At 65.3% G+C, this 26,936-nt stretch carries 22 protein-coding genes; 16 read left to right on the top strand and 6 right to left on the bottom strand.

Annotation, left to right across the window (positions count from 1 at the left end; genetic code table 11):
- The 3 genes from XH92_RS30210 to XH92_RS30200 all read right to left on the bottom strand — a co-directional run bounded on the left by XH92_RS30210 (position 1) and on the right by XH92_RS30200 (position 2,063).
- Positions 1-1,281, bottom strand: coding sequence for a hypothetical protein (locus XH92_RS30210; RefSeq protein ID WP_194455376.1), 1,281 nt, complete (start codon positions 1,279-1,281; stop codon positions 1-3).
- 110 nt (positions 1,282-1,391) lie between these two features.
- Entirely contained in the window at positions 1,392-1,646 is a 255-nt protein-coding gene (locus XH92_RS30205) for a hypothetical protein (protein WP_194455375.1), read from the bottom strand.
- Positions 1,647-1,766: 120 nt separating this feature from the next.
- Complete coding sequence (locus tag XH92_RS30200; protein WP_194455374.1) at positions 1,767-2,063, bottom strand: hypothetical protein; 297 nt, start codon at positions 2,061-2,063, stop codon at positions 1,767-1,769.
- A gap of 225 nt (positions 2,064-2,288) precedes the next feature.
- Here XH92_RS30200 and XH92_RS30195 point away from each other — a divergent pair, with 225 nt between their 5' ends.
- From XH92_RS30195 to XH92_RS30145, 11 genes are all read left to right on the top strand, one after another.
- The gene (locus tag XH92_RS30195; RefSeq protein WP_194455373.1) at positions 2,289-3,473 is read left to right on the top strand and encodes a polysaccharide biosynthesis/export family protein; all 1,185 of its coding nucleotides are present in this window, start codon (positions 2,289-2,291) and stop codon (positions 3,471-3,473) included.
- 76 nt (positions 3,474-3,549) lie between these two features.
- Entirely contained in the window at positions 3,550-4,962 is a 1,413-nt protein-coding gene (locus XH92_RS30190) for an O-antigen ligase (RefSeq protein ID WP_194455372.1), read from the top strand.
- Positions 4,963-5,069: 107 nt separating this feature from the next.
- Positions 5,070-5,735, top strand: coding sequence for a hypothetical protein (locus tag XH92_RS30185; protein WP_246787744.1), 666 nt, complete (start codon positions 5,070-5,072; stop codon positions 5,733-5,735).
- Positions 5,736-5,864: 129 nt separating this feature from the next.
- Positions 5,865-8,138 (top strand): polysaccharide biosynthesis tyrosine autokinase, encoded by a 2,274-nt coding sequence (locus XH92_RS30180; protein WP_194455371.1) that lies wholly within the window; start codon positions 5,865-5,867, stop codon positions 8,136-8,138.
- A 13-nt stretch (positions 8,139-8,151) separates the two neighbouring features.
- Entirely contained in the window at positions 8,152-8,964 is an 813-nt protein-coding gene (locus tag XH92_RS30175) for a hypothetical protein (protein ID WP_194455370.1), read from the top strand.
- A complete protein-coding gene (locus tag XH92_RS30170; RefSeq protein WP_194455369.1) occupies positions 8,961-9,713 on the top strand; it encodes a bifunctional 2-polyprenyl-6-hydroxyphenol methylase/3-demethylubiquinol 3-O-methyltransferase UbiG in 753 nt (250 codons plus the stop codon). Before XH92_RS30175 ends, XH92_RS30170 begins: the two co-directional genes overlap by 4 nt.
- Before the next feature lie 3 nt (positions 9,714-9,716).
- A complete protein-coding gene (locus XH92_RS30165; RefSeq protein WP_194455368.1) occupies positions 9,717-10,832 on the top strand; it encodes a glycosyltransferase family 4 protein in 1,116 nt (371 codons plus the stop codon).
- Positions 10,829-12,121 (top strand): O-antigen ligase, encoded by a 1,293-nt coding sequence (locus tag XH92_RS30160; protein ID WP_194455367.1) that lies wholly within the window; start codon positions 10,829-10,831, stop codon positions 12,119-12,121. Before XH92_RS30165 ends, XH92_RS30160 begins: the two co-directional genes overlap by 4 nt.
- Positions 12,118-13,437 (top strand): polysaccharide transporter, encoded by a 1,320-nt coding sequence (locus XH92_RS30155; protein WP_194455366.1) that lies wholly within the window; start codon positions 12,118-12,120, stop codon positions 13,435-13,437. Before XH92_RS30160 ends, XH92_RS30155 begins: the two co-directional genes overlap by 4 nt.
- Positions 13,434-14,060, top strand: a complete 627-nt coding sequence (locus XH92_RS30150) for a methyltransferase domain-containing protein (protein WP_194455365.1) — start codon at positions 13,434-13,436, stop codon at positions 14,058-14,060. Before XH92_RS30155 ends, XH92_RS30150 begins: the two co-directional genes overlap by 4 nt.
- A 13-nt stretch (positions 14,061-14,073) precedes the next feature.
- On the top strand, positions 14,074-14,745 hold the full coding sequence (locus XH92_RS30145; RefSeq protein WP_194455364.1) for a class I SAM-dependent methyltransferase: 672 nt from the start codon (positions 14,074-14,076) through the stop codon (positions 14,743-14,745).
- Between the two features lie 3 nt (positions 14,746-14,748).
- Here the strand turns inward: XH92_RS30145 and XH92_RS30140 are convergent, their stop codons facing one another.
- From XH92_RS30140 to XH92_RS30130, 3 genes are all read right to left on the bottom strand, one after another.
- On the bottom strand, positions 14,749-15,453 hold the full coding sequence (locus tag XH92_RS30140) for a class I SAM-dependent methyltransferase (protein ID WP_246787741.1): 705 nt from the start codon (positions 15,451-15,453) through the stop codon (positions 14,749-14,751).
- Between the two features lie 17 nt (positions 15,454-15,470).
- On the bottom strand, positions 15,471-16,781 hold the full coding sequence (locus XH92_RS30135; RefSeq protein ID WP_194455362.1) for a nucleotide sugar dehydrogenase: 1,311 nt from the start codon (positions 16,779-16,781) through the stop codon (positions 15,471-15,473).
- A 73-nt stretch (positions 16,782-16,854) separates the two neighbouring features.
- Positions 16,855-18,168 carry a glycosyltransferase family 4 protein gene (locus XH92_RS30130; protein ID WP_194455361.1) on the bottom strand — a complete coding sequence of 438 codons (1,314 nt, stop codon included), beginning with the start codon at positions 18,166-18,168 and terminating at the stop codon, positions 16,855-16,857.
- Positions 18,169-18,285: 117 nt separating this feature from the next.
- On the opposite strand from XH92_RS30130, the gene XH92_RS30125 reads away from it, so the two are divergent.
- The 5 genes from XH92_RS30125 to XH92_RS30105 all read left to right on the top strand — a co-directional run bounded on the left by XH92_RS30125 (position 18,286) and on the right by XH92_RS30105 (position 26,907).
- Entirely contained in the window at positions 18,286-19,524 is a 1,239-nt protein-coding gene (locus XH92_RS30125) for a glycosyl hydrolase (RefSeq protein WP_194455360.1), read from the top strand.
- Between the two features lie 101 nt (positions 19,525-19,625).
- Positions 19,626-21,812 carry a bi-domain-containing oxidoreductase gene (locus XH92_RS30120; protein ID WP_194455359.1) on the top strand — a complete coding sequence of 729 codons (2,187 nt, stop codon included), beginning with the start codon at positions 19,626-19,628 and terminating at the stop codon, positions 21,810-21,812.
- Complete coding sequence (locus XH92_RS30115; RefSeq protein WP_194455358.1) at positions 21,809-23,800, top strand: alginate lyase family protein; 1,992 nt, start codon at positions 21,809-21,811, stop codon at positions 23,798-23,800. The genes XH92_RS30120 and XH92_RS30115 overlap by 4 nt, the downstream gene beginning before the upstream one ends.
- The gene (locus XH92_RS30110; RefSeq protein WP_194455357.1) at positions 23,797-24,951 is read left to right on the top strand and encodes a glycosyltransferase; all 1,155 of its coding nucleotides are present in this window, start codon (positions 23,797-23,799) and stop codon (positions 24,949-24,951) included. Before XH92_RS30115 ends, XH92_RS30110 begins: the two co-directional genes overlap by 4 nt.
- Positions 24,952-25,635: 684 nt before the next feature.
- Positions 25,636-26,907 carry a calcium-binding protein gene (locus tag XH92_RS30105; protein ID WP_194455356.1) on the top strand — a complete coding sequence of 424 codons (1,272 nt, stop codon included), beginning with the start codon at positions 25,636-25,638 and terminating at the stop codon, positions 26,905-26,907.
- Positions 26,908-26,936 lie beyond the last annotated feature (29 nt).

Raw genomic sequence — 26,936 nt, 5'->3', positions numbered from 1 at the left:
CTAGCCCGCCTGCAACCGTGAACGGCTGATCCGCTGCGCCAGTCCTGTTCCGATCACGGCTCCCAACACGACCACTCCGGGCAGCGCCGGCAGCTCCGGCAAGGTGAAGACGGCAAGCAGCAGCGTCAGCAACACGGCTGCCGCCGCCGCGGGATAGGACCAGTCACGGCCGCGATTGCGTGCACCGGCCGTGAACGCGGCGATGCCCGCGACCGTAACCGCGAGTAGAGTCCAGAACATGGCGGAACCGAATTGCGCGATCAAGGCTGCGGCACTGGTCGCCACCACGGGCCGCGTGGTGGCCCCCTGCCAGTCCATATAGGTCGATGCCAGCGTTGCCGTGGTGCCGGCGCCGCTGCCGAGCGCGGGCAGGTCGGCGAGCAGATTGTGGGTCGATTGCACGAGTTCGGCCGGCGCGCGGACGAAGGCGATGGCGAGCGCGACATCAGGGTGACGGTTGGCGATCGCCGTCGCCAGCGCGATCAGCGCGATCGCAACGGCCGCGGCGGCGCTGCTCCAGCGATGCAGATGCAGCTTTCGCGCGGCGAAGGTCATCAGGACGAGCGCTGCTCCGGCGGCGATTGCGATTGCGGCGCCGCGCCGTCCGTACCAGCAGGCGCTGGCGGCGCAGAACAGTGCGCCGCCGGCGAGCAGCCAGCGCAATCGCGTCAGCTGGGCCGCGGTGCGGCCGTCGGCGTGTCCACCGGTGTCGAGCGCACGCGCAAGGCTGAACGGAACGCCAATCAGAACGACGATGAGGAATCCGCTTGCCGTCTCGTCGCGCGCAGCGCCGAGCCAGGCTTTGAGGGGATCGCTGAGCAGCAGGATCACCGCGGCAACTGCGGCCGTTGCGGCAATGGTGCGGGCCACCATGTCGGCGCGGCGGGCTTCGATCGCAATCGCGGCGGCGGCGATCATCACTGAGAGCAGTGACAGCCAGAGCAGCAGCGCGCCGAGGCTAGCACCGGTATCGATCGTGATGCTGCCGCTGAGCGGCGCGCCCAGCGTCTCGCCGGCGAACTTCCACACCGGATGCGCCCGGAATGTCAGCGGCAGCATTTGCAGGATGATCCAGAGCATCGGGACCAGCGCCGCCGCAAAGGCGGGGCCGGCGACCCTCTTCAGGAAAGACAGTTCACCTGGACGGATCGCCGAGAGACTGGCCAGCAGGGCGAGCGAGGTTGCGGCGCCGACGAGACCGGTCGCCAGCGATGCGTCGACGAGACCCACCGGAATCGATGCCCCGATCAAGATGCAGACAAAAGCCGTGACGTTCCACACGAGAGGGGCAGGTCCTGCGGAAGATGAGAACGCAAGGCAGCGGGATGCCCTGCGCTCGCCGCGAGGTCAATGGAAATCGGGCGTGCCAGGTAAAGCTGCGTTATGCCGCGTTAATGAGGACGACGCAGTGCGATGAGCGGCGGCGAGGTGCGGGACCGGAGCCGCGGCGCGAAGGTGCTCGCGAGATATCCGCCCTGCAGCGACACCATGGCGGTGATCATGAGCAACGCGGTCTCCGACCACGCGCCTCCGATGGCGGCCAGCAGCGTGAGTTCCGCAAGCGCGACCGGCACCAGCACCAGACAATGCTGGCGCAGCCCGAGCACGGTGCCGCCGATCAAATTGCCAAGCAATACAAATAACATAACCAAACCCTGCGCCCGCATATTATCGGGCCGGGTCCTAAGCCGGGGTTAAGCCGGTCGTCGCAAATCCGCCGGCGCGGTGCCGGCCGGCGGTCGATGGTTATGTTAATCAATTAACATTCAGAACGGGCGCAGGTCGCCGTAGCTATAGGCCGCCCAGTAGTCGCGGCCGCCATACGGCCCGTAAGCGCCGTAGAGCGGCGCGCAGGAATAGCGATCCGGGCAACCGTGCCAGCAGACCCGCTTCCACTGGCAGACATCGCCATGACAATATTGCAGCCGCTGGCAGTTGCCGCCGACGCGCTCGACGGCGCGCGGGGCTTTATAGATGCCCAATTCAGCGGCGAAAACGCCTGAACTTCCAAGCAAGAAGGCGACCGCTGCCAATGCGGTCGCCAGTGGCTTCATGCGGGCCATTGAACCCCCAACCGATTAACTCAAACCGTCTCATTCACAGATAATCGGAACATCACACGAAGGCAAAGCCGAAGTGACGTCGCGCTGACCGCTGCCTCATGGCGACGCGCCGGTGTCGCGCATTTGCCTCACCTTGCTAACATTCCTTATCAATTGTGGTGCAATATATCGCGGAACCTTGTGATTGTGATAGTCGGCGTGTTACGGCACGGCCGGAGTATTTGAATGTCGCGTGCGAATTTCATTCGAGCAATGTTATTGCTTGCGGCCGCCTGCTGGGTCGGCGGTTGCCATTACATGCCGACCAACGGTCCGACGAGCTCCGACGTCGTCGCCGGGCAGCGCGATCCGGAAAGCCTGCCCTATGCGATGGTCAAGATCACGCCGCAGGTCGAGAACGTGCTGGCGTCCTTCGCGCCGCAACTCGCCGGCGGCATTCAGGGCCCGCCGCCGAAGGACATCCATTTCGGCATCGGCGACGTCGTCAGCGTCACGATCTTCGAGGCCGCCGCCGGCGGTCTGTTCATTCCGGTCGAGGCCGGCGTGCGCCCCGGCAATTACATCACGCTGCCGAACCAGAACGTCGATACCGACGGCAACATCTCGGTGCCCTATGCTGGTGCGATCCGTGCCAAGAACCGCACCCCGACCGAGGTGCAGCGCTCGATCGTCGATGCGCTGAAGAACCGCGCGATCGAGCCGCAGGCCGTGGTCGCGCTGATCGAGCAGCGCACCTCGCTGATCTCCGTGCTTGGCGAGGTCAACACGCCGAACCGCTTCCCCGCCAACGCCGCGGGCGAGCGCGTGCTCGACTCGATCACGCGCGCCGGCGGCCCGAAAGGGCAGGGTTTTGACACATGGGTCATGCTGGAGCGCGACGGCAAGCGCACAACCGTGCCGTTCGGCCAGCTGGTCTACGAGCCCAAGAGCAACATCTACGCGCATCCCGGCGACACCATCTATGTCTACCGCGAGCCGCAAACCTTCGTCGCCTTCGGCGCGTCGGGCGCGCAGGGCCAGTTCAATTTCGAGGCCTGGCGCATCTCGCTCGCCGAAGCGGTCGCCAAGGCGGGCGGCCTGAACGACTCCTCGGCCGACCCGGCCTCGGTGTTCGTCTATCGCGGCGAGCTGCCGGAAGTCGCGGCCAAGCTCGGCGTCGACGTCAGCAAATATTCTGGGCCGATCATTCCGGTCGTCTACAACATCAATTTCCGCGATCCGGCCGGCTATTTCCTGGCCACGCGTTTCCAGTTGCGCAACAAGGACGTGCTTTATGCGTCGAATGCGGCATCCGTCGAGGATGCCAAGCTGATGCAGCAGATCCGCCTCGTGACCGCAACGGTGAACGATCCGATCGTGGCTGCCTACAACGCAACCTTACTTCGTAATTCGATCAAGCTTGCGCCCTGATATTGGGGCGTGAGCCGGCCCGGCCGGCTTCATGACACGCTTACGATCACCTTCCGGCTCAAGCGAGGCGACGGCATTGCCGTGGCCGGTCCGCTGGTCGTCGTGGCTGTTCTGCGCCGTCGTCGCCTTGGCGCCGTTGCCGCTCGGCTCGGTCGGCGGCGCAGCGTCCGCGATCTGGTCGATCCTGCTCGGGATCGCCTTGCTCGGGGTGTTGCCGATGCGCTTGCGCGGCAGCCAGCTCGCAATCCTCGCAGTAGCGGCGCTGCTGACGGCGCTCGCCGTGCTGGTGCTGCACGAGCAGTCGGCGCTGCGGCCCTGGTTTGGCGTGGCGCCGAACGCGCTATGGGCAGAGGCCGGCAAATTGTTGCCCGCCGAGCTTCCGCCCGCCGTGACGATCGCGCGCAATCAGCCGTTCTATTCCGCCGGTGTCGGGATCGTCTGCCTGCTTAGCTTTGCAGTCGGGGTCGTGCTCGGTGCCAACCGTACCTCGGCGCGCGGCTTGTTGCGGGCGGTGGCCGTGTCCGGCCTGGCCTATGCGATCCTCGGCATCATCACGTTTGCGATCGATCCCACCCGGATCTTCCTGCTTCATGACAAGCAGGCCCATCTGGAGTGGCTGACGTCTCCCTTCGTCAACCGCAACACGGCGGCCATCTATTATGGCTGCTGTGCGTTGATCTGGCTGTTGTTCGGCTGCGAGTCGGTCGAGCGGCATTGGCCGTCGCACCGGATTAGCCTGCATCGTTTGTTGGCGCGCATCGATATGCCGGCGCGGCGCCGGCTTGCCGGCCACGCGTTGGGTTGGCTCGCTTGCCTGCTGGCGATGTTTCTTACCGGATCGCGCGGCGGCGTCGGGATCTCGCTGCTCGCTGCGGTCGTGGCCGGCGCGATCTTCTTTCGCAGGCGGATGCCGCGCCGCTACGGCCTGATCACGGCGCTCTGCATCGGCGGCCTGGTCGCGCTGGCGCTGCTGCAACTGCTCGGCGGCGGCGTCGGCGCACGCTTCAGCACGATCGGCCTGTCCGATGAGGGCCGGTTCTCGACCTATCGCGCGACGTTGCGGATGATCTGGGATCATCCCTGGCTCGGCGATGGTCTTGGGTCCTTCGAATGGGTCTATCCGGCCTATCGCACCGACGACATCTCGTTGCGCGGGATCTGGAACCGGGCCCACAACAGCTGGCTCGAACTGGCATCCGACGGCGGAATGTTAATGGTCGGCGTCGTCGTGATCGCGCTGCTCGCGGCATTCGCCGTGCTCGCGTATGGCGTGCGGACCCGCCGTCGCGACGTGATCGTGCCGCTGGCGGCGCTCTGCGCGTCGGCTGCCGGCGCGCTCCATTCGATGATCGATTTCTCGCTCCAGATCACCGGCTATGCCGTTGTTATCGCCGCGATGCTCGGGGCCGGCCTGTCGCAATCCTTCCGTTCCGGCGGCGGCGCCGGCACCGGGCGTGACGCCGGTGTTACGATCGGGACGGCCGGTTAACGTTGATTTCCCGCGTCGGGCCAGGCCATGCCCGGTCGAGGGTATTTAATTGGCGCGATAACCCTGACTATGCTAACGAACTGTTAGTATTCGTTAGGGAGATAGCAGTGTTCACATTTGAGCGATCCGGCGGTTTTTCCGCGCTGCGCCTGGCGGCGCTATTGGCGATGTTGGCGCTGGCGGCGCCCGGTGGCGCCGCATTGGCGGAGACGCCTGGCGGGCTGATCCAGCTCTCCCAGGCGGTCACCAATTTCAAAGCCAATCCGGAGCAGTTGCTGACCCAGTTTCCGAACGCCGGCGTGGAATTGACCTCGCGGGCGCGCGATTTCGCCCTCAACGATCCGACGTCGCTCGATCTGCTGATTGCGCTGCTCGCCAAGGCCAGCAAGGACCAGAAGACGGCGATCGCGGCCGGTCTCGCCCAGGCCGCACGCATCGTCGTGCGCAGCAATCAGCCCTACGCGACGCGGATCCAGCAGGCGATCGCCGACACCAAGGATGTCGACACCGTGATGGCGTTTGCCGCGGCATCGGGCGATAGCGGCACGGCTGCGACCGGCGCCGGCGGCACGGGCAGCGCCGGTGCATCCGGCGGCCAGACCAGCGCGCTCGGCGCCACCGGCGCAGGCGGCGGCACGCTCGAGGCCATCAACGGCAACAGCGTGAACACCGGCATCTTCAGCTTCACCTCGTCGGTCAGCAGTTCCGGCAACACCACGACGGGAACGACCACGGGCACCGGCACCACGCTCATTTCAACCGTTACTCCCTGAGCGGGCGTCCGATCGCCAATGGAGAACTCTCTGCAGCAACGCGCTTTGGTGTCGGCGGCGGGACGCTTCCCGGGATCATTGGAGGGCGCGAGGGCAGGATGTATCCTGCCGGCGCAGCGATAGGACGAGATGCTTCAGCGCAACCAGATTTCGCCGTCTGTCGACTTAAGAAATCGTCCGGCCGAGCTGCCGTCGCTGGCGGAGACCTTCGATGCCTTCGTCACCTATCTGCTCCGGCAGTACTGGGTGATCCTCGGAACCGCCGGCCTCTGCCTGTTTGGCGGCATCTGCTACCTGATGACGGCGGCGCCGAGCTATACCGCGCTTGCCACGATGATCATCGACACGCGCAAATTCCAGGCGTTCCAGCAGCAGTCGCCGGTGAATGACGTCCCGGTCGATTCCTCCGCGGTCGAAAGCCAGGTCGAGATCCTCAAGTCGGAGAACGTGGCGCTCGCGGTGATCCGCGACCTCAAGCTCAACGAGGACCCGGAATTCATCGGCTCCAAGGCCGGCGCGGCGGGAGCCGTGCTGGATTTCGTGACCGGCCTGTTCGCCGGCAGCGCGCCGCCCAACGAGTTCGACCGGACCCGGCGCGCGGTTCGCGTCTTCCAGAAGCAGCTCGACGTCCGCCGCCGCGGCATGACCTATGTGATCGAGGTCAGCTTCCGTTCGCTCGATCCGGAGCGCGCGGCGCAGATCGCCAATGCCGTGGCCGACGCCTATATCGTCGACCAGCTCGATTCCAAGTATCAGGCGACGCGCCGCGCCAGCGTCTGGCTGCAGGACCGCATCCAGGAGCTGCGCACCCAGGCATCCAATGCCGAGCGCGCGGTGCTCGACTACAAGAAGACCAACAACATCGTCACCTCGAGCGGCAAGCTGCTCAACGAGCAGCAGCTCGGCGAGCTCAACACCCAGCTGGTCCATGTGAAGTCGCAGGTCACCGACGCCAAGGCCAAGCTCGACCGCATCGAGGCGGTGGTGAAGGGCGGCGTGCCCGATGCGACGGTTGCCGACACCCTGAACAACCAGGTTATCACCAAGCTGCGCTCGCAATATCTCGAGCTTGCCAACCGCGAGGCCGACTGGTCGTCGCGCTACGGCTACAATCACCTGGCTGCCGTCAATCTGCGCAACCAGATGCGCGAGCTCCAGTCGTCGATCATCGACGAATTGAAGCGGCTCGCCGAAAGCTACAAGAGCGACTATGCGATCGCCCTGCAGCGGCAGAACGAGATCGAACGCGCCGTGAACGATTCGGTGTCGCAGTCGCAGTCCACCAACCAGGCGCAGGTCACGCTGCGCGAGCTGGAGAGCTCGGCGCAGACCTATCGCTCGCTCTATGACAATTTCCTGCAACGCTACATGGAAAACGTGCAGCAGCAGTCGTTTCCGGTCAGCGAGGCGCGGGTGATCACCCGGGCCTCGCGCCCGCTCGGCAAGAGCCACCCGCAGACCCTGGTCGTGCTGGCGCTCTCGGCGCTCGGCGGCCTGATCGCCGGGCTTGGGCTCGGCGTGTTGCGCGACCTCTATGACCGGGTGTTCCGCACCGCTGAAATGGTCGAGACCATCCTCGATGCCGATTGCGTCGCGATCGTCCCCCGCGTCTCGCTAAGCCAGCTCAAGGCGCCGGTGGTCGGTCGTCCCAACCTGCCGGCCGGTGTGCGCATGATCCAGCGCGGCGATGAGCCGGTACTGTGGGCCGCGATCGATTCGCCATTCTCGCGGTTCTCGGAGGCGATCCGCTCGATCAAGGTCAATGCGGACCTCAACGTCACCAAGCCGTCGAAGATCCTCGGCCTGACCTCGGCGCTGCCCAACGAGGGCAAGTCGACGCTCGCCTTCGTGTTCGCGCAACTGGTCGCCCAGAGCGGGGCGCGCGTGCTGCTCGTCGATTGCGACCTGCGCAATCCCTCGCTGAGCCGCAAGGTTGCCGCCAACGCCGAGCGCGGCATTCTCGATGTCCTGTCGAACAATGCGACACTGCAGGACGCGCTGTGGCGCGATCCCGAGACCGGGCTTGTCTTCCTGCCCGGCGCCACGCGGTCGCGCATCGCGCATTCGCACGAGGTACTGGCCTCCGACCAGATGAAGGATTTCATCGATGCGGTCCGCAGCCATTATGACTATGTGATCGTCGACTTCCCGCCGCTCACGCCGGTGGTCGATGTCCGCATCACCGCGCACTTCGTCGATTCCTTCGTCTTCATCGTCGAATGGGGCAAGACCCAGGTGCAGGTGGTCGAGCGGGCGCTGCGCAGCGCGCGCGCGGTCAATGAGAACCTGCTCGGCGTCGTGCTCAACAAGGCCGATATCGCGGCGATGAGCCGCTATAGCGGCTATGGCGGCAAGAACTACTATTACAACTCGCACTATGGGCGATATGGCTACACCGAGTGAGACGCACGGTGGGATGCCCGGGCGCGCCGCAGCCTGGCTTGCGCGCGGCTTCCTGGCCGCGGTCGCGTGCACGTCGGTTGCGTGGGGCGCGACCACCTTGCCGGTGTTCGTCGACCAGAGCCGGCTGGACGGCGCCAGGGACTTGATCCTGCGCAACGTGCCGGTCAGCGACGCCGAGCTGGGCTACCTCGCTCCGCTGCTGTCGCGCGCCGCGGCGGAAACGGATTGCATGCCGGCGATCGATCGCAGCGCGGCGGTGATCCGGCTGCGGCTCGCCGAGAATGCATTCGCATCCGGCGATCGGGTGGATGCCCGGATGGGCGAACTCGACGCGGCTGCTCGCAAGTCGCTCGGCTGCGCGCCGGCCGATCCCTATCTATGGGTCGTGCTGTTCTGGCTTCGCAACATCAGGCAAGGATTGAGCGACGCCAATTTCGACCTGCTGCGGATGTCGTACCGGCTCGGCCCCAACGAAGGCTGGATCGTCGTCAAGCGCAGCGCCATGGCGCTCGCCCTGCTCGATGCGCTGCCGCCAGACCTGTCGGACGCGGTCGTTGCCGAGTTCGCGCGCCTCGTGAAGGCGGAGCTGTATACCGAGGCGATCGATCTCCTGAAGGGGCCCGGTTGGGTGCACCGGGACCGGCTGATGGCCGGCCTTGCGTCTGTCCCGCAACGGAACGTCGACATCCTGACCCGCACCATGGCCGACATTGGATATGATCTCGACCGCCGTTCGCCGGCGGAGCGACGTAATCCGGAGCGTAAGTCGAACGACCGCCTCGACGAACTTCCCCGGATGCCACCCGAAGCGAGGGCCAGGCCATGACGATGGAATTCAGCGTCGGACGACACAACGCGCATTATGAGGGCGTCTATTCGGCGCAGGAGCGCGACTGGCGCCGCGTTTGCGCGGTCGACAAGGCGGATCATATCGCCGGCTTGCTCGGCGCCTGCGCCGCCAAAATCGGCAGCGTGCTCGAGGTCGGTTGCGGCACCGGTGCGGTGCTGGCGCGGCTGTCGGCGATCGGCGTCGGCCGCGATTTCACCGGCATCGACGTCATCGATCCTTCGACCAATCTGGAGACCGACGGCGCTGCCCATGCACCGTTCCGCTGGTCGAGCTATGACGGTGCGACGATCCCGTTCGCCGATGGAGCGTTCGATCTCGTCTATGCCAGCCACGTGCTGGAACACGTGCCCGAACCGCGGGCATTGCTTTACGAGCTCGCCCGCGTCTCTCGAGACTTCATCTATGTCGAGGTGCCCTGCGAATTGCACGCGCGGACCAGTCGCGGGGCGCTGCAATCGACGCTCGACATAGGCCATATCAATTTCTACACGCCCGATACGTTTCGGCTGCTGCTGGAGACCGTGGGGCTCAAGGTCAAGGACTTCGGCACCTGGGACCACAGCCTGCCGGTGCATGCTTTTCATTCGTCTCGGATGAAGGGGCTCGCGAAGAGCATCGTGCGGAAGTCGCTGCTGTCGGTCAGCCCAGGGTTCGCGACCCGGCTTGCGACTTATCATTGCGGGGCGATCTGCCGGCACGATGCGGCGCCACCACGGGACCCATGAGCCATGGCGCCACGCGTGGTCGTCTTCAACAACATGATCACACCTTACACCAACCGGCTCTACAACGAGCTGGTTGACCGCGGGCTCGATCTCGCGGTGCTGTCCTGTACTGCGCAGGAAGCCGATCGTGCCTGGGCGGGTTCGTTCGCGCCGCGCTACACGACGCGGATGGTGCCGGGTGTCTCGATCCCGCTGTCGCGGTCGCGTCACACCCATCTCAATATCGGGATCGGGCGCGCTTTGAACGCGCTCGCGCCCGACTTGTTGTTCGTCAACGGCCTCTATCCTTCAATGCTGGCCGGCGCGGCATGGGCGCGCGCCAACGGCAAGGCGCTCGCGCTGACCATCGACGGCTGGCGCGAGACCATGCCCAACACCGCCTACCATCGCCTGGCGCGGCCATGGCTGCTGCGCCAGTGCGAGGCGGTCGTGTGTTGCAGCGACAAGGGCAGGGCGTATTTCCGCGGCGAGGGTGTCGACGACGACGATCTGTTCACGGTGCCGCTGGTGCCGGCATGGGATCCACCGGAGACCGTCCCGGGCTTCCACGACCGTGCATTTCACCTGCTGTGGTGCGCCCGCATCAACGACGACGCCAAGAACGCGATCTTCTTCGAGACGATCGCCATCGCGCTCGGCCGGGTCTTGCCCGGCTTAAGGGTTCGCGTGGTCGGGTCCGGCGTTGCCGAGCAGCGCATGCTTGCGCGTCTCGGCAGCGCCGGCATCGAGGTCAGCCACGACAGCTATGTGCCGTGGCAGGCGATATCGGAGGTCTATCTGCAATCGCGGCTGCTGCTGCTGCCGTCGCTGCTGGAACCGTGGGGCCTGGTCTGCAACGAAGCCCTGCAGTGCGGAGTTCCCTGCCTGGTGTCGCCCCATGTCGGGGCAGGCGGCGAATTGGTGCGCGACCAGGTCAACGGCTATGTTTGCGCGCTCGACGAACAGGCCTGGGTCGACGCAGCGCGCGGCTTGCTCGAACATCCCGCGCGCTGGGCGGCGATGTCGCAGCGGGCCCGGCAGAGCGTGCGAAGCGACGCGCTTGCCGACGCCGCGGCACGCTTCATGGCCGCGATCGATCATCTCTCGAGGGCGCCGGCCCGCCAGGAGGCCGTTCAATGATCGGCCGATGGTGGTTTCGAACCGACGTCTTCCTGCACGCCTATCTGGTGATGGTGCTCGGCTGCATCTATTTCCTGTTCAATTTCGTCGAGGGCATTTCGTTCGCGGAACGGGCCGGGGAGTCCACGCTGTTCCGCGTCGCATGGCTGCTGCTCTACATCCTGCTGATGTTGCACATTGCGGTTGACCGGAAGCGCTTTGGCCTGCTGCTGCTGCAATCGCATCTCTATCTGACGTTCATTGCCTTCGCGCTGCTGTCGCTGGTGCTGAGCGCCGACCCCGCGGGCTCGTCGATCAAGTTCGCGATGTATCTGCTGACCACGCTGTTCTCGGCGTGGGTCGTGATCAGCTGCCCCGTAGATCGCCTGGTCGGTACGTTGTTCCGGGTCGGGATCGTGGTGCTGATCGTTCACGTCCTGCTGTTTCCGGTGATCGGCTCGCAATGGGATTACGATCCGCTGCATCGTCCGACGGTGCTCGGCACCCAGGCCTATGCCGGCGTGTTCGGCCACAAGAATCTCGCGGGCGCCTTCTTCGGCCTGATGGTGCTGATCTGCTTCGTGCGCATGCTGGCGGGACCGCGGCGGCGATTCGGCTGGTCGCTGCTGCTGATGGGATGTCACCTGTTTGCGCTCGCCGCGGCCGGCGCCGCCGGACCGCTGATCAGCATGTTGACCGCGCTCGCCGTGACTTTCGGGCTGCTACTGGTGGTGCTCGGGCACAGAGGCGCGGCCTCGATCTACTGGCTTTGCCTCGCCTTTGTTGCGCTGGTCGTGTTCGCCGTGCCGAGCGACGAGCTCTACGGGCTGGTCGGCCGCAGCGGAAACCTCACCGGCCGCTCGTTCCTCTGGTCGGTTTGGCCCTACTTCTTCTGGCAACACCCCTGGCTCGGCTACGGCTTCTCCGGGTTCTTCAACGAACTGCCGAACTCGCCCGCCAACGAGCTGACCAGCATGGCGCCCTGGAATACCGAGTTCGGCTCGTTCGAGAATTCCTATCTCGACGCCTTCCTCCAGTTCGGCCTGTTTGGCGGCGTGCTCTATATACTGCTGCTGGCGCGGGCGTTGTGGAACGTCATCGTCTTCACGTTCGAGCGCAAAGGAACGTATTGGCTGGCGCCGTTCGCGATGCTGCTGTTCGTCGTGATCGCGTCGGCCAATGACTCGAGTCAGCTGCTGCACAATTATTTCGGCTGCGTGCTGGTGTTCTGGTGCTATTTCGGCCCGGAAGCCAGGCTGCAGATGGCGCCGCGGCGGGCATTCTCCAGACTGCGTGTGAGTGAGGCGTGAGTGCGTTGACCGACAGGTTGGATCGCGTGGCGGCCCAGACCGGGGTTACCGGAGCCGTGAGCGGAGCGCTCCGCCGGCTGCGGCGCGCCGGGGGCAACGTCGCGCTCGGCCTGATCGATCAGGCGTTGCTCAGCGGCTCGGCCTTCGCGCTGACGATCGTGCTGGCCAATGTGCTCGATATCAACTCATTCGGCCGGTTCAGCATCGCCTGGTCGTTCTCGATCCTGATCGAGGCGGTGTTTCTGCGCGGCCTGTTCGACGACGGGCTACCGGCGACCGCGCATCGCATCCCGCAATCGCTGTGGCCGCAGTTGCGGCTCGGCCTCTATCTGTCGTCGCTGCTCGTCTCGGTGGCACTTGGCCTGCTGCTGGCTATTGCGGGCCTGGTGATCGTTGCGGCCGGCGGGGCAGCAGGCGAGCTCGTGATCGCAACCGGGCTCGCGATTCCCGCGGTTCGGTTGCAGAGCATGTTCCGCCGCATCTGCTATCTCGACGGACGGCTGCCGCGGGCGGTGACGTCCTCGCTGACCTATTGCCTGGCGCTGGTCGTCTCGGCCGGGTTGATGATCGCGCTCAAGCTGACCGGCGCGGCCGCTGCGATGGCGTGCATCGCGATCTCGGCGGCGCTTGCCACCAGCCTGCTGCTGGCTCATACCAGCGAGCTGGCCTGGCCGCGGGCGAGAATCTTCCGCGGTTCGCTGCGGCGGCTGTTCCGGAACGGCCGCTGGTTCGTCGCGACCTCGCTCACCTACTGGATCGGCAGCATCGGGCTGATCCCGGTTTGCGGCTTCCTGATCGGGCTGGAGGCGAGCGCGTCGCTGCGGATCCTGCTGCTGGTGTTCGCACCGCTCAGCCAGGTCTGCGCGACGATGTTCTCGGTCCGTCTGCCGGAGATCGCGGCCGAGCTGCGCGCCGGTCGGCGCAGCGCGGTCGTTGCGGCCGCGCGCGAAAATGCCCTGCTGCTCGGTTCGATCGCGGCCGTCTATGGCGCGGTGGTCGTGCTGCTCGGCCAGCGCATTCTCGCCCTCGTCATCCACGGGCAGAGTTATGAGATCGGCACCGGCAGCCTCGCCTTGATGGCAGCCGCGATGGCGCTCGATGCGGTGTGGCTCGGCCTCGCGCTGCCGCTGTTTGCGACCGGCAAGCCGCAGCGGTTCATGCTGAGCCGGATCGCGGGCCTCGTTGCGCTGTGCTGCGTGCTGCCGTTCGCGGCGGCGACGTGGCAGGTGATGGGCGCGGTCGCGGCGATGGTCGCCTCCAGCGCGGCGTCGGTGATCACGGTTGTGCTGACCAATTCGGCGCGGGAGCCAACATGACTGACGATGCACCCGGCCGCACGCTGCAGCGACTGCATATCGGCGCCTTCAATTGCGGCATCGACGGCTGGATCAATACCGACATCACGATGCATCTGTGGATCGCCCGGGTGCCGCTCGCGGCTAAAGCGCTGCATCTCGCCGGCCTGCTGAGCGATGCCCGCTATGCCGAGCATCGCGAGGGGAAGTTTGCCGGGCTCCGCTACATGGACCTGACCAAGCCGCTGCCGTTCGCGGATAGCAGCCTCGCTGCGGTGTTCAGCGCGCATGTCTTCGAGCATCTGTTTCCCGATGAGGTTGCGCGGCTGGCGCGCGAGATCGCGCGGGTGCTGGCGCCGGGCGGGGTGTGCCGCATCGTCGTGCCCGACATGGAAAGGATCGTGGCCCTCTACGACCCGGCGGCGCCGCAGGCCTTCCTTAAGGGCGTGTTCGAGATCGATCGCCGCAGGGAGGCCGCCTTCGCGCATCACTGGGGCTATACCCGCGCCTCGCTTGCGACGCTGTTCCGCGACGCCGGCTGTTCCGAGACCCACACCCGGGCCTATCGCGAGGGCGTCTGTCCCGACATCGACCGGCTCGACAACCGGCCGGACGAGTCGATCTTCTTCGAGGCGATCAAGTAGCAGGAGACTGATAGTGCTGGGCGCAATTCAAGCCCGATTTTCCGGTGCAGCGCGCAAGCGGCGGGGCGAGTTCCTCGTCCGCACCGTGGACCTGCCGCTCGATGCCAAGATCCTCGATCTCGGCGGCGGCACCGGCCGGCACATTCGCGCGATCCTGCCCTTTCATACCGACATCACGGTTTGCGACATCTCGGCCGACGATCTGAAAGCCGCGCGCGAGCGCTTCGGCTTCAAGACGGTGCTGCTGCAGGAGACCGAGCGCCTGCCGTTCAAGGATCGGGCGTTCGACTTCTGCTTCTGCTCGTCGGTAATCGAACACGTCACCGGGCCGAAGCAGGACGTCGTGACGATCGAGAACGACGCGGCATTCCGCAACATCGCGCGCGAGCACCAGAACCGCTTCGCGGGCGAGATCTCGCGGGTCGCGAAGTCGTTCTACGTGCAGACGCCGTACCGGTACTTTCCGATCGAGAGCCATACCTGGCTGCCCGGAATCATCGTCCTGCTGCCGAGGCGGGCGCAAATCGCGCTGATCGAACTGTTCAACCGTTTCTGGTTCAAGCGGACCGCACCCGACTGGCACCTGTTCGACTGGCGCGAGATGGCCGAAACGTTTCCGGACGCGAAGATCTATCGCGAGCGCTATCTCGGCATGACCAAGTCGCTGATGGCGATCAAGGCATGACGATCAATCGTCGCGCCGGGCGAGGATGTTGATCAGCGTGCCGACGGCCGGCCGGCGATCCAGCGCCGGCGGGAGCGGAGAGCCGGCAAAGCCGGTCGCGAGCATCGTCAGACCGTGTTGTCGCAGCAGGCTCTGCATCGCTGCGTGCGAGGTGTCGAATCTGGAGAAGGCGAGGTAGCGGAACAGCGGCCGCACTGATATGCGCGAAGAGGCCGCGTGCGCGAACTTGTAGCTCTGGCGCAGCAGCGATCCGCGGTTGGGAACCGAGACCAGCAGCAGTCCGCCGGGCCTGAGCACGCGATGGATCTGGGCAAGGCACTGCGCCACGTCCGGGACATATTCCAGCACGCTCGCGCAGAGCACGCCGTCGAACGATCGATCCGCGAACGGCAGGTTTGCGATAGTCGGGATCTGCCGGAATGTCAGCAGTTCGGCGAGCTTGCCGTCGGCGGGACGGCCATGTGCCGCCGCAATCATCTCCGGCGAGGCATCGACACCGGTGACGTCGCAGCCGCGCGCGGCGAGCAGGCGGGAAAGCGTTCCGGTGCCGCAACCTGCATCCAGCCAGCGCTGGTCGTTGAGGTCCGCATTCCCGAGCAGCTCGAACATCGCCGCCGTGCGTGCCTTGAAGGTGCGGCTGCGATGCAGCGCCTCCCATTCCGACGAAATCTCGTCGTGAAAGCGGATTTCGGGTCGGTCCTGGGCCATGCCGGCCATGGTCATCCCTACCAGTGGAAGCCGCTCACTTGGGCGCGCACCTCGCGGGGCAGGCCGATCTCCGACAGTTCGAGCACGACCTGGTCAGGCCGGGTTGTCTTCAGCGCCGCCACGAAGCGCGGATCGGCCGTGGTCAGCACGATGATGTCGGCCCACTCGATTGTCGCCGTCGCGTCGTCATGCAGCAAGCCGACCAGCTCCGGGTTTCGCATCAGAAAGTCGCGGTTGGCGCCGATCAGTTGCGACAGCTGAACGTTGGGGTCGTAGATCCGGATGTCGCGCCGCTCCCCGCGCAGGGTTTTCACCAGCTCGACGAACGGGCTGTCGCGGACGTCGTCGGTGCCGGCCTTGAAGCTGATGCCGAGGAAGGCGATGCGGCGGCCGTCATGCGACAGGATCCAGTCGGCGCCGCGCGACATGATCATGTCGTTGCTCGGCAGGATGCTTTCGAGCACCGGCGTCGACAGGCCACGGCTGTGCGCGAGGTGCTTCAGCGCCTTGACATCCTTGGGCAGGCAGGAGCCGCCGAAGGCAAAGCCCGGCCGCAAGTAAGCCGGCGAGATGTTGAGCCTGGTGTCCTGCAGGAAGATGTTCATGACGTCGCGGCCGTCGATGCCGAGCGTCTTTGCGATCGTGCCGATCTCGTTGGCGAAGCTGACCTTCAGCGCGTGCCAGCTGTTGTCGACATATTTCACCAGCTCGGCGGTCTCGACCGGCGGGGTGATCTTGGCGCCGGGCAGATCCTTGTAGAGCGCCATGACGCGGTCGGCGGTTTCCTGGTTGAAGGCACCGACCACGGTCTTGGACGGCGCATTGAAGTCCGCAATGGCGCTGCCTTCGCGCAGGAACTCCGGATTGAAGGCGAGGTCGAAATCCCGCCCGATCTTGTTGCCGGAGGCTTCCTCGATCAGCGGTCCGACGGTGCTGCGGGTGGTGCCGGGCAGCACGGTGGAGCGGATCGTCACGGTATGCGGTGCATTCTTCGCCCGCAATCCGCGGCCGATCTCGATTGCGACCTGCCGGATCGCGGTCAGGTCGAGATTGCCATTGCCTGACGACGGCGTGCCGACGCAGACCATCGAGATGTCGCTGTTGACGATCGCCTCGGTGGCGTCGGTAGTCGCGGTCAACTGACCGGTCGCGACCGCGTGCGCCACCTTGTCCGAGATGCCGGGCTCGATAACCGGCGATCGGCCCTGGCGGATCAAATCGACTTTGGCGACGCTCTTGTCGACGCCGATGATCTGGTGGCCGAGCTCGGTGAAGCAGGCGGCGCAGACCGTACCGACATAGCCGAGGCCGAAAATGCTGACGTTCATGCTTCGACCTTCAACAATCTGGCGACGTACGCATGGCCGCGTCGCGTTCGACGTGAGTAAGGCGGCATGGCGTTCAACGCGATGCCCGCCCGGCGGCTGCATTGGCGTTGACGCGCGACGCCTGCGAGGTCGGCCGCTCCGCGGTCGCGCTCGCGCGTGGCGCGCGGCGCTGCCAGGGGAGCTTCCTGGCGAACAGCGCCTCATAGGCGGCGAGCAGCTTCGGCTCCTCATGCGTCCAGGACAATTCGCGCTCGACGCGGCTGCGGCCAAATGCGCCCATCGTCTGCCGCAGCGAGGAATCGTCGATCAGCGTGAGGATCTTGCCGGCGAAATCCTGCGGGTCGTTCTTCGCCGCATAGAGCGAGGCGTCGAGCGCCGAGCGGCGGCCTTCGCGGACGTCGAACTGGACGATCGGCCGTCCGAGCGCCATGTACTCCATGATCTTGTTCATGGTGGAGATGTCGTTCATCGGCGTGACGCGATCCGGATTGACGCAGACGTCGGCGGTCGAGAGCATCGTGAACAGCGCCTCGTCGGCGATCGCACCGGTGAAATTCACGTAGTCGGAGAGCTGCATCTCCTCGCAGAGCTTGACCACCGCATTCCACTCCGGCCCGGTTCCGGCGATGTTGAACTGGATGTCGGTGCGGCCGAGATCGTGCACGATGTGGCCGATCGACTGCAGCAAGAGATCGATGCCTTCCGACTGGCCGATCACGCCGACATAGCCGACGCTGTAGCGCCGGCCGCGGCGCCACGCCGGATCGGCCGGCCGCGAGCGCACCCGGTCGAGATTGGGGCCGGAGCGCACCACGAAGACCCGATTGGCCGGCATGCGGCCACGGGTGATCGCGATCTCGCGATAGGATTCATTGGTCGCGATCGAGATGCTTGCGGTCTTGAAGGTGAGATATTCGACCAGTCGGAGCAGCTGCCAGAAAAAGCCCCTGCGGCCGAATTTTGCCTCATAGAGCTCGGGATTGACGTCGTGGTGATCGAACACGAAGCGCTTGCCGCCGAGCTTGAACAACAGGCCGATCAGGAAGATCAGATCGGGCGGATTGCAGCCCTGGATCACGTCGAAGCCGTGCTTCCACGCCACCTTGATCGCAAGCCAGGTTTCCCAGAACAGCGCGACCGGATACTCGATGAGATAGGCGGCGATCCCGCGCGCTTCCACGGGCATCGGATGGCGGTAGATGTGAATGCCGTCGAGGCACTCGTAGGATTCGTTATGGCCGCGCCCCTTCGGGCAGATCACCGAAACTTCGTAGCCGGCCTTGCGCAGCGACGTTGCCTCGCACCACACCCTGCGATCGAAAGGAACCGGAAGGTTCTCGACGATGATCAGGATCCGCCGCGGTGATGATGGTTCAGCTCTCGACATCTGCGATGATCTATACCATTGACCTAACAACATCACAATCAGACTAACATCGGCATTAACATGCGCGACTTCCATTATGCAATCCCGGCGCGGATGTGACGGCGACGAGACACGAACATGGCAGGCAAAGTGAGGGATTGGGCACAAAGGGCGTCGATTGCACTGGTTTTGAGCGCGCTGGTGCCGCTGGCTCATAAATGGCCGCTGCAGTGGGCCGGTGCGGCGGCAAACGATGCGCTCAATGCGAGCCATCTGAACGTAGTGATCCCGCCGACGCTTTTCGGCATGACGATCAATGCGATCGGACAGTCGCAACCCTGGCCCGAGCTCAAGTTCGACGGCGTTCGGCTGTGGGGCGCGATCTACTGGGCGCAGATCAACCCGGCGCCCGGCATCTACAATTGGGCGCGTTTCGACGCCATCCTTGCGGCGGCGGAGCGGGAGCATGTCGATATCGTCCTCAATCTCGCCTACACGCCGCGCTGGGCCGCCTCGGTGAAGGATGCGCCGCCGGCATTCACGCCCGGGGCAAGCTCGCCGCCGGCCGATCTGGCGTCATGGGATGAATGGGTGCGCGCGGCGGTTGCGCGCGCCGCCGGCCGCATCAAATACTGGGAAATCTGGAACGAGCCCGAAGATCCCAAATATTACTCGGGCGATATCGCGACCATGGTCCAGATGCAGAAGCGGGCCTACGAAATCATCAAGGCCAGCGATCCCAGCCTGACCGTGCTGACGCCATCATCCAACGGCACGCCGGACGGCTATCGCTGGCAAACCGCCTTCATGGCGCAAGGCGGCGGACAATATGCCGATGTGTTCGCCTTCCACGGCTACACCAGCGAACCCGAGGCGGTGCTTGGAATCATTGCGCGCTTCAAGCAGATCCTTGCCGCGCACGATTTGTCGGCACGGCCGATCTGGGACACCGAGGCCGGCTGGTCGTCCGACGAGGACAACCCGGATGGCTGTCTGGCTCGCGCCTACATCCTGAAATGGATCAGCGGTGTCGACCGGTTCTATTGGTACGAGTTCGCCGGCGGGGGCAGCGACTTCGGCAAATTATGGGACCGGACGCGTGGGCTGCTGCCGAGCGGAATTGCCTATCGCACGGTCCAGTCCTGGCTGGTCGGCGCAACCGTCGTGGCCGCGGGCAGGACATCGCCGTCAAGTTGGCGCGTCGAGCTCCGCATGCCGGATGGCCGCAACGGCCTGATCCTCTGGACCACCAAGGGGCGGTCCGTTGAGCGGGTCGATCCGCGCTTTAGCCGTTACCAGGGGCTCGACGGCGGCGAGGGCGCCGTCGCGAACGGTGAGGTCGAGATCTCGCCCAAACCGGTCCTGTTGCTGGAATGATAACAATGTTAAATCGCGGGAAATGAGATCGTGTTCCCGGCTTCATTGCGGGCGGCAGGCGCGATACAAGCAGTGCTGTTAACTTGAGGCATTGACCGACTGTGAAGCAGATCGCGCAGAACTATAAGAGCGGCGAGCTCAAGCTGATCGACGTGCCGGCGCCGCGCTGCCGCCCCGGCGGGGTCCTGGTGCGTACCGCGTTCTCGGCGGTGTCGACCGGCACCGAGATGATGAAATTCACCGAGGGCCGGCTGTCGCTGCTCGGCAAGGCGCGTGCGCGCCCTGACCAGGTGGCCAAGGTGATGCGCTCGGTCCGCCAGCAGGGAGTGCTAGCGACATATCAGAAGGTGATGAGCCGCCTCGATTCCTACACGCCGCTCGGTTACTCGCTGTCGGGCACCGTCGTGGAGGTGGGTGAGGGCGTCAGCGGCTTCGCGGTCGGACAGCGGGTCTGCTGCGGCGGCAATCAATATGCAACCCATGCTGAATACAATTGGGTGCCGGTTAACCTCTGCGTGCCGTTGCCGGACGGTGCTGCGCTCGACCAGTCAGCTTTCACGACGATCGCCTCGATCGCGCTGCAGGCGATGCGCCAGTCCGAGATCCGCTTCGGCGAAACCGCCTGCGTGATCGGCCTCGGCCTGATCGGGCAGATCATGGTGCGCCTGCTGCGCAGCGCCGGTGTCGTGGTCACAGGACTCGACAGATTGGAAGCGCGCTGTCGTCAGGCGGAAGCGGCAGGCGCCGCGATCTGTGCGGTCGCGTCGGATGATGCTGCGGCCTCCTTTCGCGCCCGGATCGACCAGCTGACCGCGGGCAGTGGCGCGGATTGCGTGTTCATCACGGCAGGCAGCGACGATCCGGAGCTCGCCTCGCGCTCGGCCGCATTGCTGCGCGACCGCGGCCGTATCGTCGATATCGGCAAATGCACGCTGAACCTGCCTTGGAACGAATTCTACGACAAGGAGCTCGACGTTCGATTCTCGCGCTCCTACGGCCCCGGCCGCTACGATCCGCTCTACGAGGAGGGCGGTATCGACTATCCGATCGGCCATGTGCGCTGGACCGAGAAACGCAACATGGAGGCGATCGTCGCCCTGCTCGCCGACGGGCGGCTCGACTTTTCGTCGCTGATTTCCGACGTGGTGCCGCTGGAGCAGGCGACGTCGGCGTTCGAGCGCATGAGCCGGGGCGAAGTCGGCCTCGGCATGGTGTTCGCCTATCCGGACGCCGCTTCGCGCGCGATGCAGATGGTCTATCGTCCGGCGGTTGCGCTGCGCAGTGGCCGGGTGCGGCTCGGCGTCATCGGCGCCGGCAATTATGCCTCCAGCATGCTGTTGCCGCAGCTTGCGAACAATCAGCGCGTTGATCTTGTCGAGGTCGCCACCAATACCGGCTTGAGCGGCGCCACCGCGGTACGCAAGTTCGGCTTCGCGCGCGCCTCGACGGATGCGGCCTCGGTGCTCGAGGCCGGCGACATCGATGCCGTGCTGATCGCAACGCGCCACGCCTCCCACGCCGATCTCGCGAGCCGAGCGCTGCGGGCCGGCAAGGCGGTGTTCGTCGAGAAGCCGCTGGCGATCGATGCAGACTCGCTCGATCAATTGGAGCAGGTGATCCGCGATACCGGCAACAACCGGCTGATGGTCGGCTTCAACCGCCGCTTCTCGCCGCTGCTGCAGGGCATGCGGGCGGCATTCGCACCGACGGGGCCGCAGACCCTGCAATATCGCGTCATCGCCGGCCCGCTGGAGAAATCATCCTGGTATCTGCAGGCCGAGAGCGAGGGCAGCCGCTTCGCTGGCGAGGGTGGCCATTTCATCGACGTGCTGTCATGGTGGCTCGGCGCCGAGCCGGTGCGCGTTTCGGCGAGTTCCGCGGGCAAGGATGTCGATAATCTCCTCGCCACGTTCGACTTTGCCGACGGCTCGGTTGCGAGCCTCAGCTATCTCACTGGCGGCGATCCGCGGGTGCCGAAGGAGGCGCTCGAAATATCGGCGAGCACCGGCTTTGCCGCCTTCGACAATTTCTCGGGCTTCGAGATCTGGCATGCCGGACAGCGGACAGTGAAGAAGGCGCGGCTCGACAAGGGGCAGCGGCCGATGCTGGATGCCTTCGTTGCGTCGGTCGCATCGGGAGCCGCGATGCCGATCGCACTCGAATCGCTGCTTGCGACCACCCGCGCAACCCTCGCGGTGCAGGAGAGCGCGGCCGCCGGGATGCCGGTCGATCTGACGCTCGGCACAGCAGAGCCGGGCGTCGCACACGCCGCGACCGCCGCGAGATGAATCCGACCTGGTATCTGCGCAGGCTGCGGCGCATGGAGCCGTCCGAGCTTGCGGGACGGGTGAACGACCAGCTGCTGCGGCTGCTCTGGCGTATCACTCCACCCGACATCGCGCGACATGCCCGCGCCAGCCTCGCGCCTGGCCCGCGCCAGCTGCGGCTGAAGCCGTTGCCCTTGCCGGCGCACGCGCCGCCGCAGGCTGCAGAGCGGCTGATCCGGAGCGCCGACCGAATTCTCGCCGGACATTGGCGGGTTTTCGCCAGAGATCATGCGGCCCTGGGCGAGCGGCCGGACTGGTTCGTCGATGTCCGTAGTGGCAGGCGCGCACCTGCCGATATGTACGCCTTTGCTATGCCTTATCGTGACGAAGCCACGGTCGGAAATATCAAATACATCTGGGAGCCGTCGCGTCACCATCATCTCACGGTGCTCGCGGCCGCGTATTACCTGACCTCGGACGAGCGCTACGCCAGGCGCGTGGCCGAGCATCTCACAAGCTGGTGGCGCGACAATCCATTCCCGCGTGGTCCGCACTGGATCAGCGGCATCGAGCTTGGCGTGCGGCTGATCTCGTGGGCCTGGGTACGCCAGCTGCTGCAGAACTGGCCCGGCGCCCCCTCGTTGTTCGAGCATAACGACCTGTTCCAGACCCAGCTTTACGCGCATCAATACTGGTTGTCGCAATTCCCGAGCCGCGGCTCCTCGGCCAACAACCATATCATCGCGGAGACCGCCGGACAGTTCGTGGCAGCCTGCGTGTTTCCGTTCTTTCGCGACAGCGCGCGATGGCGCCAGCACTCCGCCGCCACATTGGCGCACGAAGCCGTCGCGCAAACGCTTGCTTGCGGCAGCAACAGCGAGCTCGCAACCGATTACCACGGCTTTGTCCTCGAACTCCTGCTCGTCGCGGCGGTGCAGGGCGAGTCGTCGGGACATCAGCTTGACGGTGCGGTCTGGACCACGATGTGCCGCATGAGCGACGTCATCGCCGCGATGCTCGACGACCGCGCGCGTCCTTCCCGTCAGGGTGATGGCGATGACGGCATCGGCCTGTTGCTCGACGATCACGCCGGCAATCGCTGGCTCGGCTTGCTCGCTGGCGGCGCGCGCCTGTTCGGCGATCTGCCGTGGTGGCCCAGGCTGCCGGAGCCCGATCTGCGCACGTTCTTCCTGACCGACGGCATCAAGCCACGTGCGATCGCCGCGCGGCCCGCGCGACGCCCGCATTTGCTCGATGAGGCGGGACAGACCTTTCTCGTGGATTCCGCCAACGCGGTGTGGTGCCGCTGCGATCACGGCCCGCACGGCTTCGGCCGCATTGCGGCGCATGCGCATGCGGATGCGCTGTCGCTCGAATGCCGGATCGGAGGCGTCGATATCCTCGCCGACCCCGGCACCTATTGCTATCACGGCGATCCGCGATGGCGGGCCTATTTCCGTTCTACGCTGGCACACAACACGCTCTGCCTGTTCGGGCGCGACCAGTCGGTGTCGGGCGGCCCGTTCCTCTGGACGCGGCATGCACGGAGCCGGCTGATCGCAGCAGGCGGCCTGGACGATCGCGATGCCGACGCCAGCTGGGTCGCGGAGCATTCGGGATATCAGGAGGCAGCAGCTCTCGTGCACCGCCGTTCGGTGCAATTGCAGCGGCAGGCGGCGCGGCTCGTCGTCACCGATATCGTGCTTGCCGATGAAGGGCTTGCGGTGCCGGCGAGCCTCAGCTGGCATCTCGGTCCCGACGTTGAATGCAAGCTCGAAGGACGCAACGCGCAGCTCACATGGCCGGGCGGACGCGGCGAGCTCGAGCTGCCGGCAGCGCTCAGCTGGACGTCGTATCGCGGCGACGAGATCATGCCGGCCGGCTGGTACTCGCCGTCCTTCGATCTCAAGGTGCCGGCAACGACGCTGATCGGCTCCGGGACGCTGGCCGCCGGCCAAAGCCTCGTGACGGAGCTGCGCTGGTTTTCAGGCCCGGCACGCCGATCATGAAGATCCTGATCGCTCACAACAGGTATCAGGGACGCGGCGGCGAGGACGTCGTGTTCGAAGCGGAAGTCGACCTGTTGCGCGACGCTGGACACAGTGTCGAAACGCTCACGGTCAGCAACGAGGCGATCAATTCGCTTGCCGCGCGGATCGCGACCACGCTGTCGATCGCCGATAACGCGGAGGGAAAACGGGTCGTCGCGTCGGCGATCGACCGCTTTCGCCCCGACATCGTCCACGTCCACAATTTCTTCCCGCTGCTCTCGCCCGCCGTGTTCGATGTCTGCCGGCAAAAGCGCGTGCCTGCGGTGGTGACCCTGCACAATTATCGCGCCCTCTGCACCGGCGGCATGCTGCTGCGCGACGGCCGCATCTGCCACAAGTGCCTGGATCGCGGCCATCTCTGGGGCGTTGCCCATCGCTGCTACCGCGGGTCGCTGCCGGGCTCGCTGGCTTCGGCCTACATGATCGCGCAGCACCAGCGCCGCGGCACCTGGACGCGTCCCGGTCTGCGCCTGATCGCGCTGACGCGGTTTGCGCGGACGTTGTTCACGCAGGCAGGTTTCGATGCAGGCCGGATCGACGTGAAGCCGAATTTCATGGCCGATCCGGGCGCGCCCGATCCGGCGTCGCCGCGCGCCGGGTTGCTCTATGTCGGACGGCTGAGCCGCGAGAAGGGCGTGGGTGTCTTGCTCGACGCGGTTGCGGGGACGGACGTGCCGTTGCGGATCGTGGGCGAGGGGCCGGAGCGGGCCGCGCTTGAAGCCCGGGCGCCAGGCAATGTCAGGTTTCTCGGTGCGCTGTCACGCGCAGACGTGCTGCGGGAAATGGCGAGTGCCCGGGCGTTGGTCGTACCGTCGCTGTGGTACGAGGGATTTCCGATGGTCGTGGTCGAGGCCTTCGCGCGGGGTACGCCGGTGATCGCATCCGAGATCGGCGGACTTGCGGAGGTGGTGAGCGCCGGCGAAACCGGCGCATTGGTGCCGCCGGGCGATGCGGCTGCGCTCGGACACCGCGTTGCTGATCTTCTGGGCGCGCCCGATCGCGCCTCGGCATGGGGGCAGGCCGCGCGGGCCGCCTATCTCGCGCGCTACGCGCCGGATGAGAATCTCCGGCTGCTCGAGGCGATCTACGCGCGCGCCGCCGCCGGGTGATCGCGACAAGCGGTTGCGTCGCCGGTGAATCGGGGCTCCGTGGTGCCGTTTCCTTGCCGTTTCGCACTCCCGTCCCTAATGGATCGCGGCGAATCTGATGTTAATTTGTTATATCGGACGCTCGATCTGGCTCTCCTCCGGTCTTGGCCGGGCAGCTCAATTGCCCCGATTCTGGGATCGATTCCGCGGTTTTCGCCCGCTTCGTGCGCGTGCCCTGCAACCAGAACCCGGCATGACGCCGCTCCGCTTGCCGGCCGGTTGTGAAGTTTGACGCTTTTTTGGAAAAGCTCTCACGCGGCGCAGAAATATTTTTTCAGATCGGAAAATCGGATCGAAGCGCGGGCAACGGCTGCGAAATTCGGGGCTCCGGCGCCCGCTGAGGCCACGACGAAACCCCGTATAATCACTATCCTTTTTTGCGCCGCGGCTAACATTTGTGAGCCGCTCACGCTGAATGTTAGCTCACCTCCGAAGTGGTGCTAAGTCTCACAAAAGCCTCATGGAACCAGGCGTTAACAGCGCATTGTCGATTGACACTCCGGTATTGCGGACTTAACAATGGACTTAACAAGTTCGTAACGTGTGTCCACATTTGAGCTGCGTCGCAACAAACCAGTTGTGATTCAACAGCTTAGGTGCGGGCGAGCGGCTTGAATCCTCGTATCCCAAGCAGGGGCTACATCGATGGCGACTTACAATCTAGACCAAACCGACCTGAAACATGCGATCAACGGAACGATCGATCACGCGACCCAGCAACAGATCCTTGACTATCTGATCAACGCAGGGGTCGGATACACCAGCCCGGATGACGGAACGGAGATTCCGGTCCAGGTGGGTGCGGGCATTTCCAACCCGGATCCGTCTGCCAATGTTCTCATCGAAACCAACGCCAATAACACCGTTAACACTGACGCCAACCTGAAGGCGATCATCGAAGCCACCAAGAGCGACGTGACGCTGTCGGTCAACGGCAGCACCCCGGTGCTGGTCGCGACCGGCTCCGGCAACGATCAGATCTTCATCAACAACACCGGTGATACGACGGTTCTCGCCGGCGCCGGCAATGACACGATCTTCGGTGGCGCGGGTCACGACTCGCTCAGCGGTGGTGCCGGCAACGACGTGCTGATCGACAACGCTTCCGGTCACAGCACGCTGGACGGCGGCTCTGGCAACGATCTGCTCGTCGGCACTGGCGCCGATACGCTGCTCGGCGGCTCCGGCGACGACACACTCTACGGCGGTACCTCGTCCGACCTGGTCGGCGGTCGCGGCAACGATGTGCTGGTTGGCGGTACGGGCAACAATCTGCTCAGCGGCGGCACCGGCAACGACGCGCTCTACTCGAACTCGGATGCGTCGCACGGCTCGGTCCTGAACGGTGGTGCCGGCAACGACTCGCTGTATGGCGGTGCGGGCGCCGATACGCTGAATGGCGGCGCCGGCAACGACCTGCTGGTCGGCGGCACCGGTACCGTTGCCGAGTACGGCGGCGCCGGCAAGGACGTGCTCTACTCGGGCAGCGATGCGTCGCACGCGACCTCGCTCTACGGTGGCGACGGCAACGACTCGCTCTATGGCGGCGCCGGCAACGACACGCTGTATGGCGGCTCCGGCAGCGACACGCTGGTCGCCGGCTCGGGCAACCAGACGCTGATTGGCGGCGGCGGCAACGACTCGTTCGTTGGCTCGGCCACCGGTACGGCGTCGATGGTTGGCGGCAATGGTCAGGACTACTTCTACCTGTCCAACGCCAACAGCAGCGACACCATTGACGGTGGTGCCGGCAACAAGGACTCGCTGACCTTCCTGGATCACGCCTCGACCGATGTGACAGGTATCAGCGCGGGCAAGGATGGTTCCCTGGACGTCAACTTCAGCAATGGCCAGGTGACCCAGATCAGCAATATCGAATATCTGATCTTCAACGATGGTCACTCGACCAAGCTGTAAGATCCCAGGTCTGAACTAGATCTTCACTA

Source organism: Bradyrhizobium sp. CCBAU 53421 (assembly GCF_015291625.1).
GTDB lineage: Bacteria > Pseudomonadota > Alphaproteobacteria > Rhizobiales > Xanthobacteraceae > Bradyrhizobium.
The sequence above is the reverse complement of the archived record's forward strand: the minus strand, read 5'-3'. Positions and strand labels throughout refer to the sequence as shown.

Coding starts and splice junctions, on each gene's coding strand:
- XH92_RS30130 (WP_194455361.1), bottom strand. CDS start 18,168: ATGTCGAGAGCTGAACCATCATCACCGCGGCGGATCCTGATCATCGTC.
- XH92_RS30125 (WP_194455360.1), top strand. CDS start 18,286: ATGGCAGGCAAAGTGAGGGATTGGGCACAAAGGGCGTCGATTGCACTG.
- XH92_RS30205 (WP_194455375.1), bottom strand. CDS start 1,646: ATGTTATTTGTATTGCTTGGCAATTTGATCGGCGGCACCGTGCTCGGG.
- XH92_RS30105 (WP_194455356.1), top strand. CDS start 25,636: ATGGCGACTTACAATCTAGACCAAACCGACCTGAAACATGCGATCAAC.
- XH92_RS30195 (WP_194455373.1), top strand. CDS start 2,289: ATGTCGCGTGCGAATTTCATTCGAGCAATGTTATTGCTTGCGGCCGCC.
- XH92_RS30175 (WP_194455370.1), top strand. CDS start 8,152: ATGCCCGGGCGCGCCGCAGCCTGGCTTGCGCGCGGCTTCCTGGCCGCG.
- XH92_RS30140 (WP_246787741.1), bottom strand. CDS start 15,453: ATGGCCCAGGACCGACCCGAAATCCGCTTTCACGACGAGATTTCGTCG.
- XH92_RS30160 (WP_194455367.1), top strand. CDS start 10,829: ATGATCGGCCGATGGTGGTTTCGAACCGACGTCTTCCTGCACGCCTAT.
- XH92_RS30150 (WP_194455365.1), top strand. CDS start 13,434: ATGACTGACGATGCACCCGGCCGCACGCTGCAGCGACTGCATATCGGC.
- XH92_RS30180 (WP_194455371.1), top strand. CDS start 5,865: ATGCTTCAGCGCAACCAGATTTCGCCGTCTGTCGACTTAAGAAATCGT.
- XH92_RS30165 (WP_194455368.1), top strand. CDS start 9,717: ATGGCGCCACGCGTGGTCGTCTTCAACAACATGATCACACCTTACACC.
- XH92_RS30135 (WP_194455362.1), bottom strand. CDS start 16,781: ATGAACGTCAGCATTTTCGGCCTCGGCTATGTCGGTACGGTCTGCGCC.
- XH92_RS30110 (WP_194455357.1), top strand. CDS start 23,797: ATGAAGATCCTGATCGCTCACAACAGGTATCAGGGACGCGGCGGCGAG.
- XH92_RS30170 (WP_194455369.1), top strand. CDS start 8,961: ATGACGATGGAATTCAGCGTCGGACGACACAACGCGCATTATGAGGGC.
- XH92_RS30115 (WP_194455358.1), top strand. CDS start 21,809: ATGAATCCGACCTGGTATCTGCGCAGGCTGCGGCGCATGGAGCCGTCC.
- XH92_RS30200 (WP_194455374.1), bottom strand. CDS start 2,063: ATGGCCCGCATGAAGCCACTGGCGACCGCATTGGCAGCGGTCGCCTTC.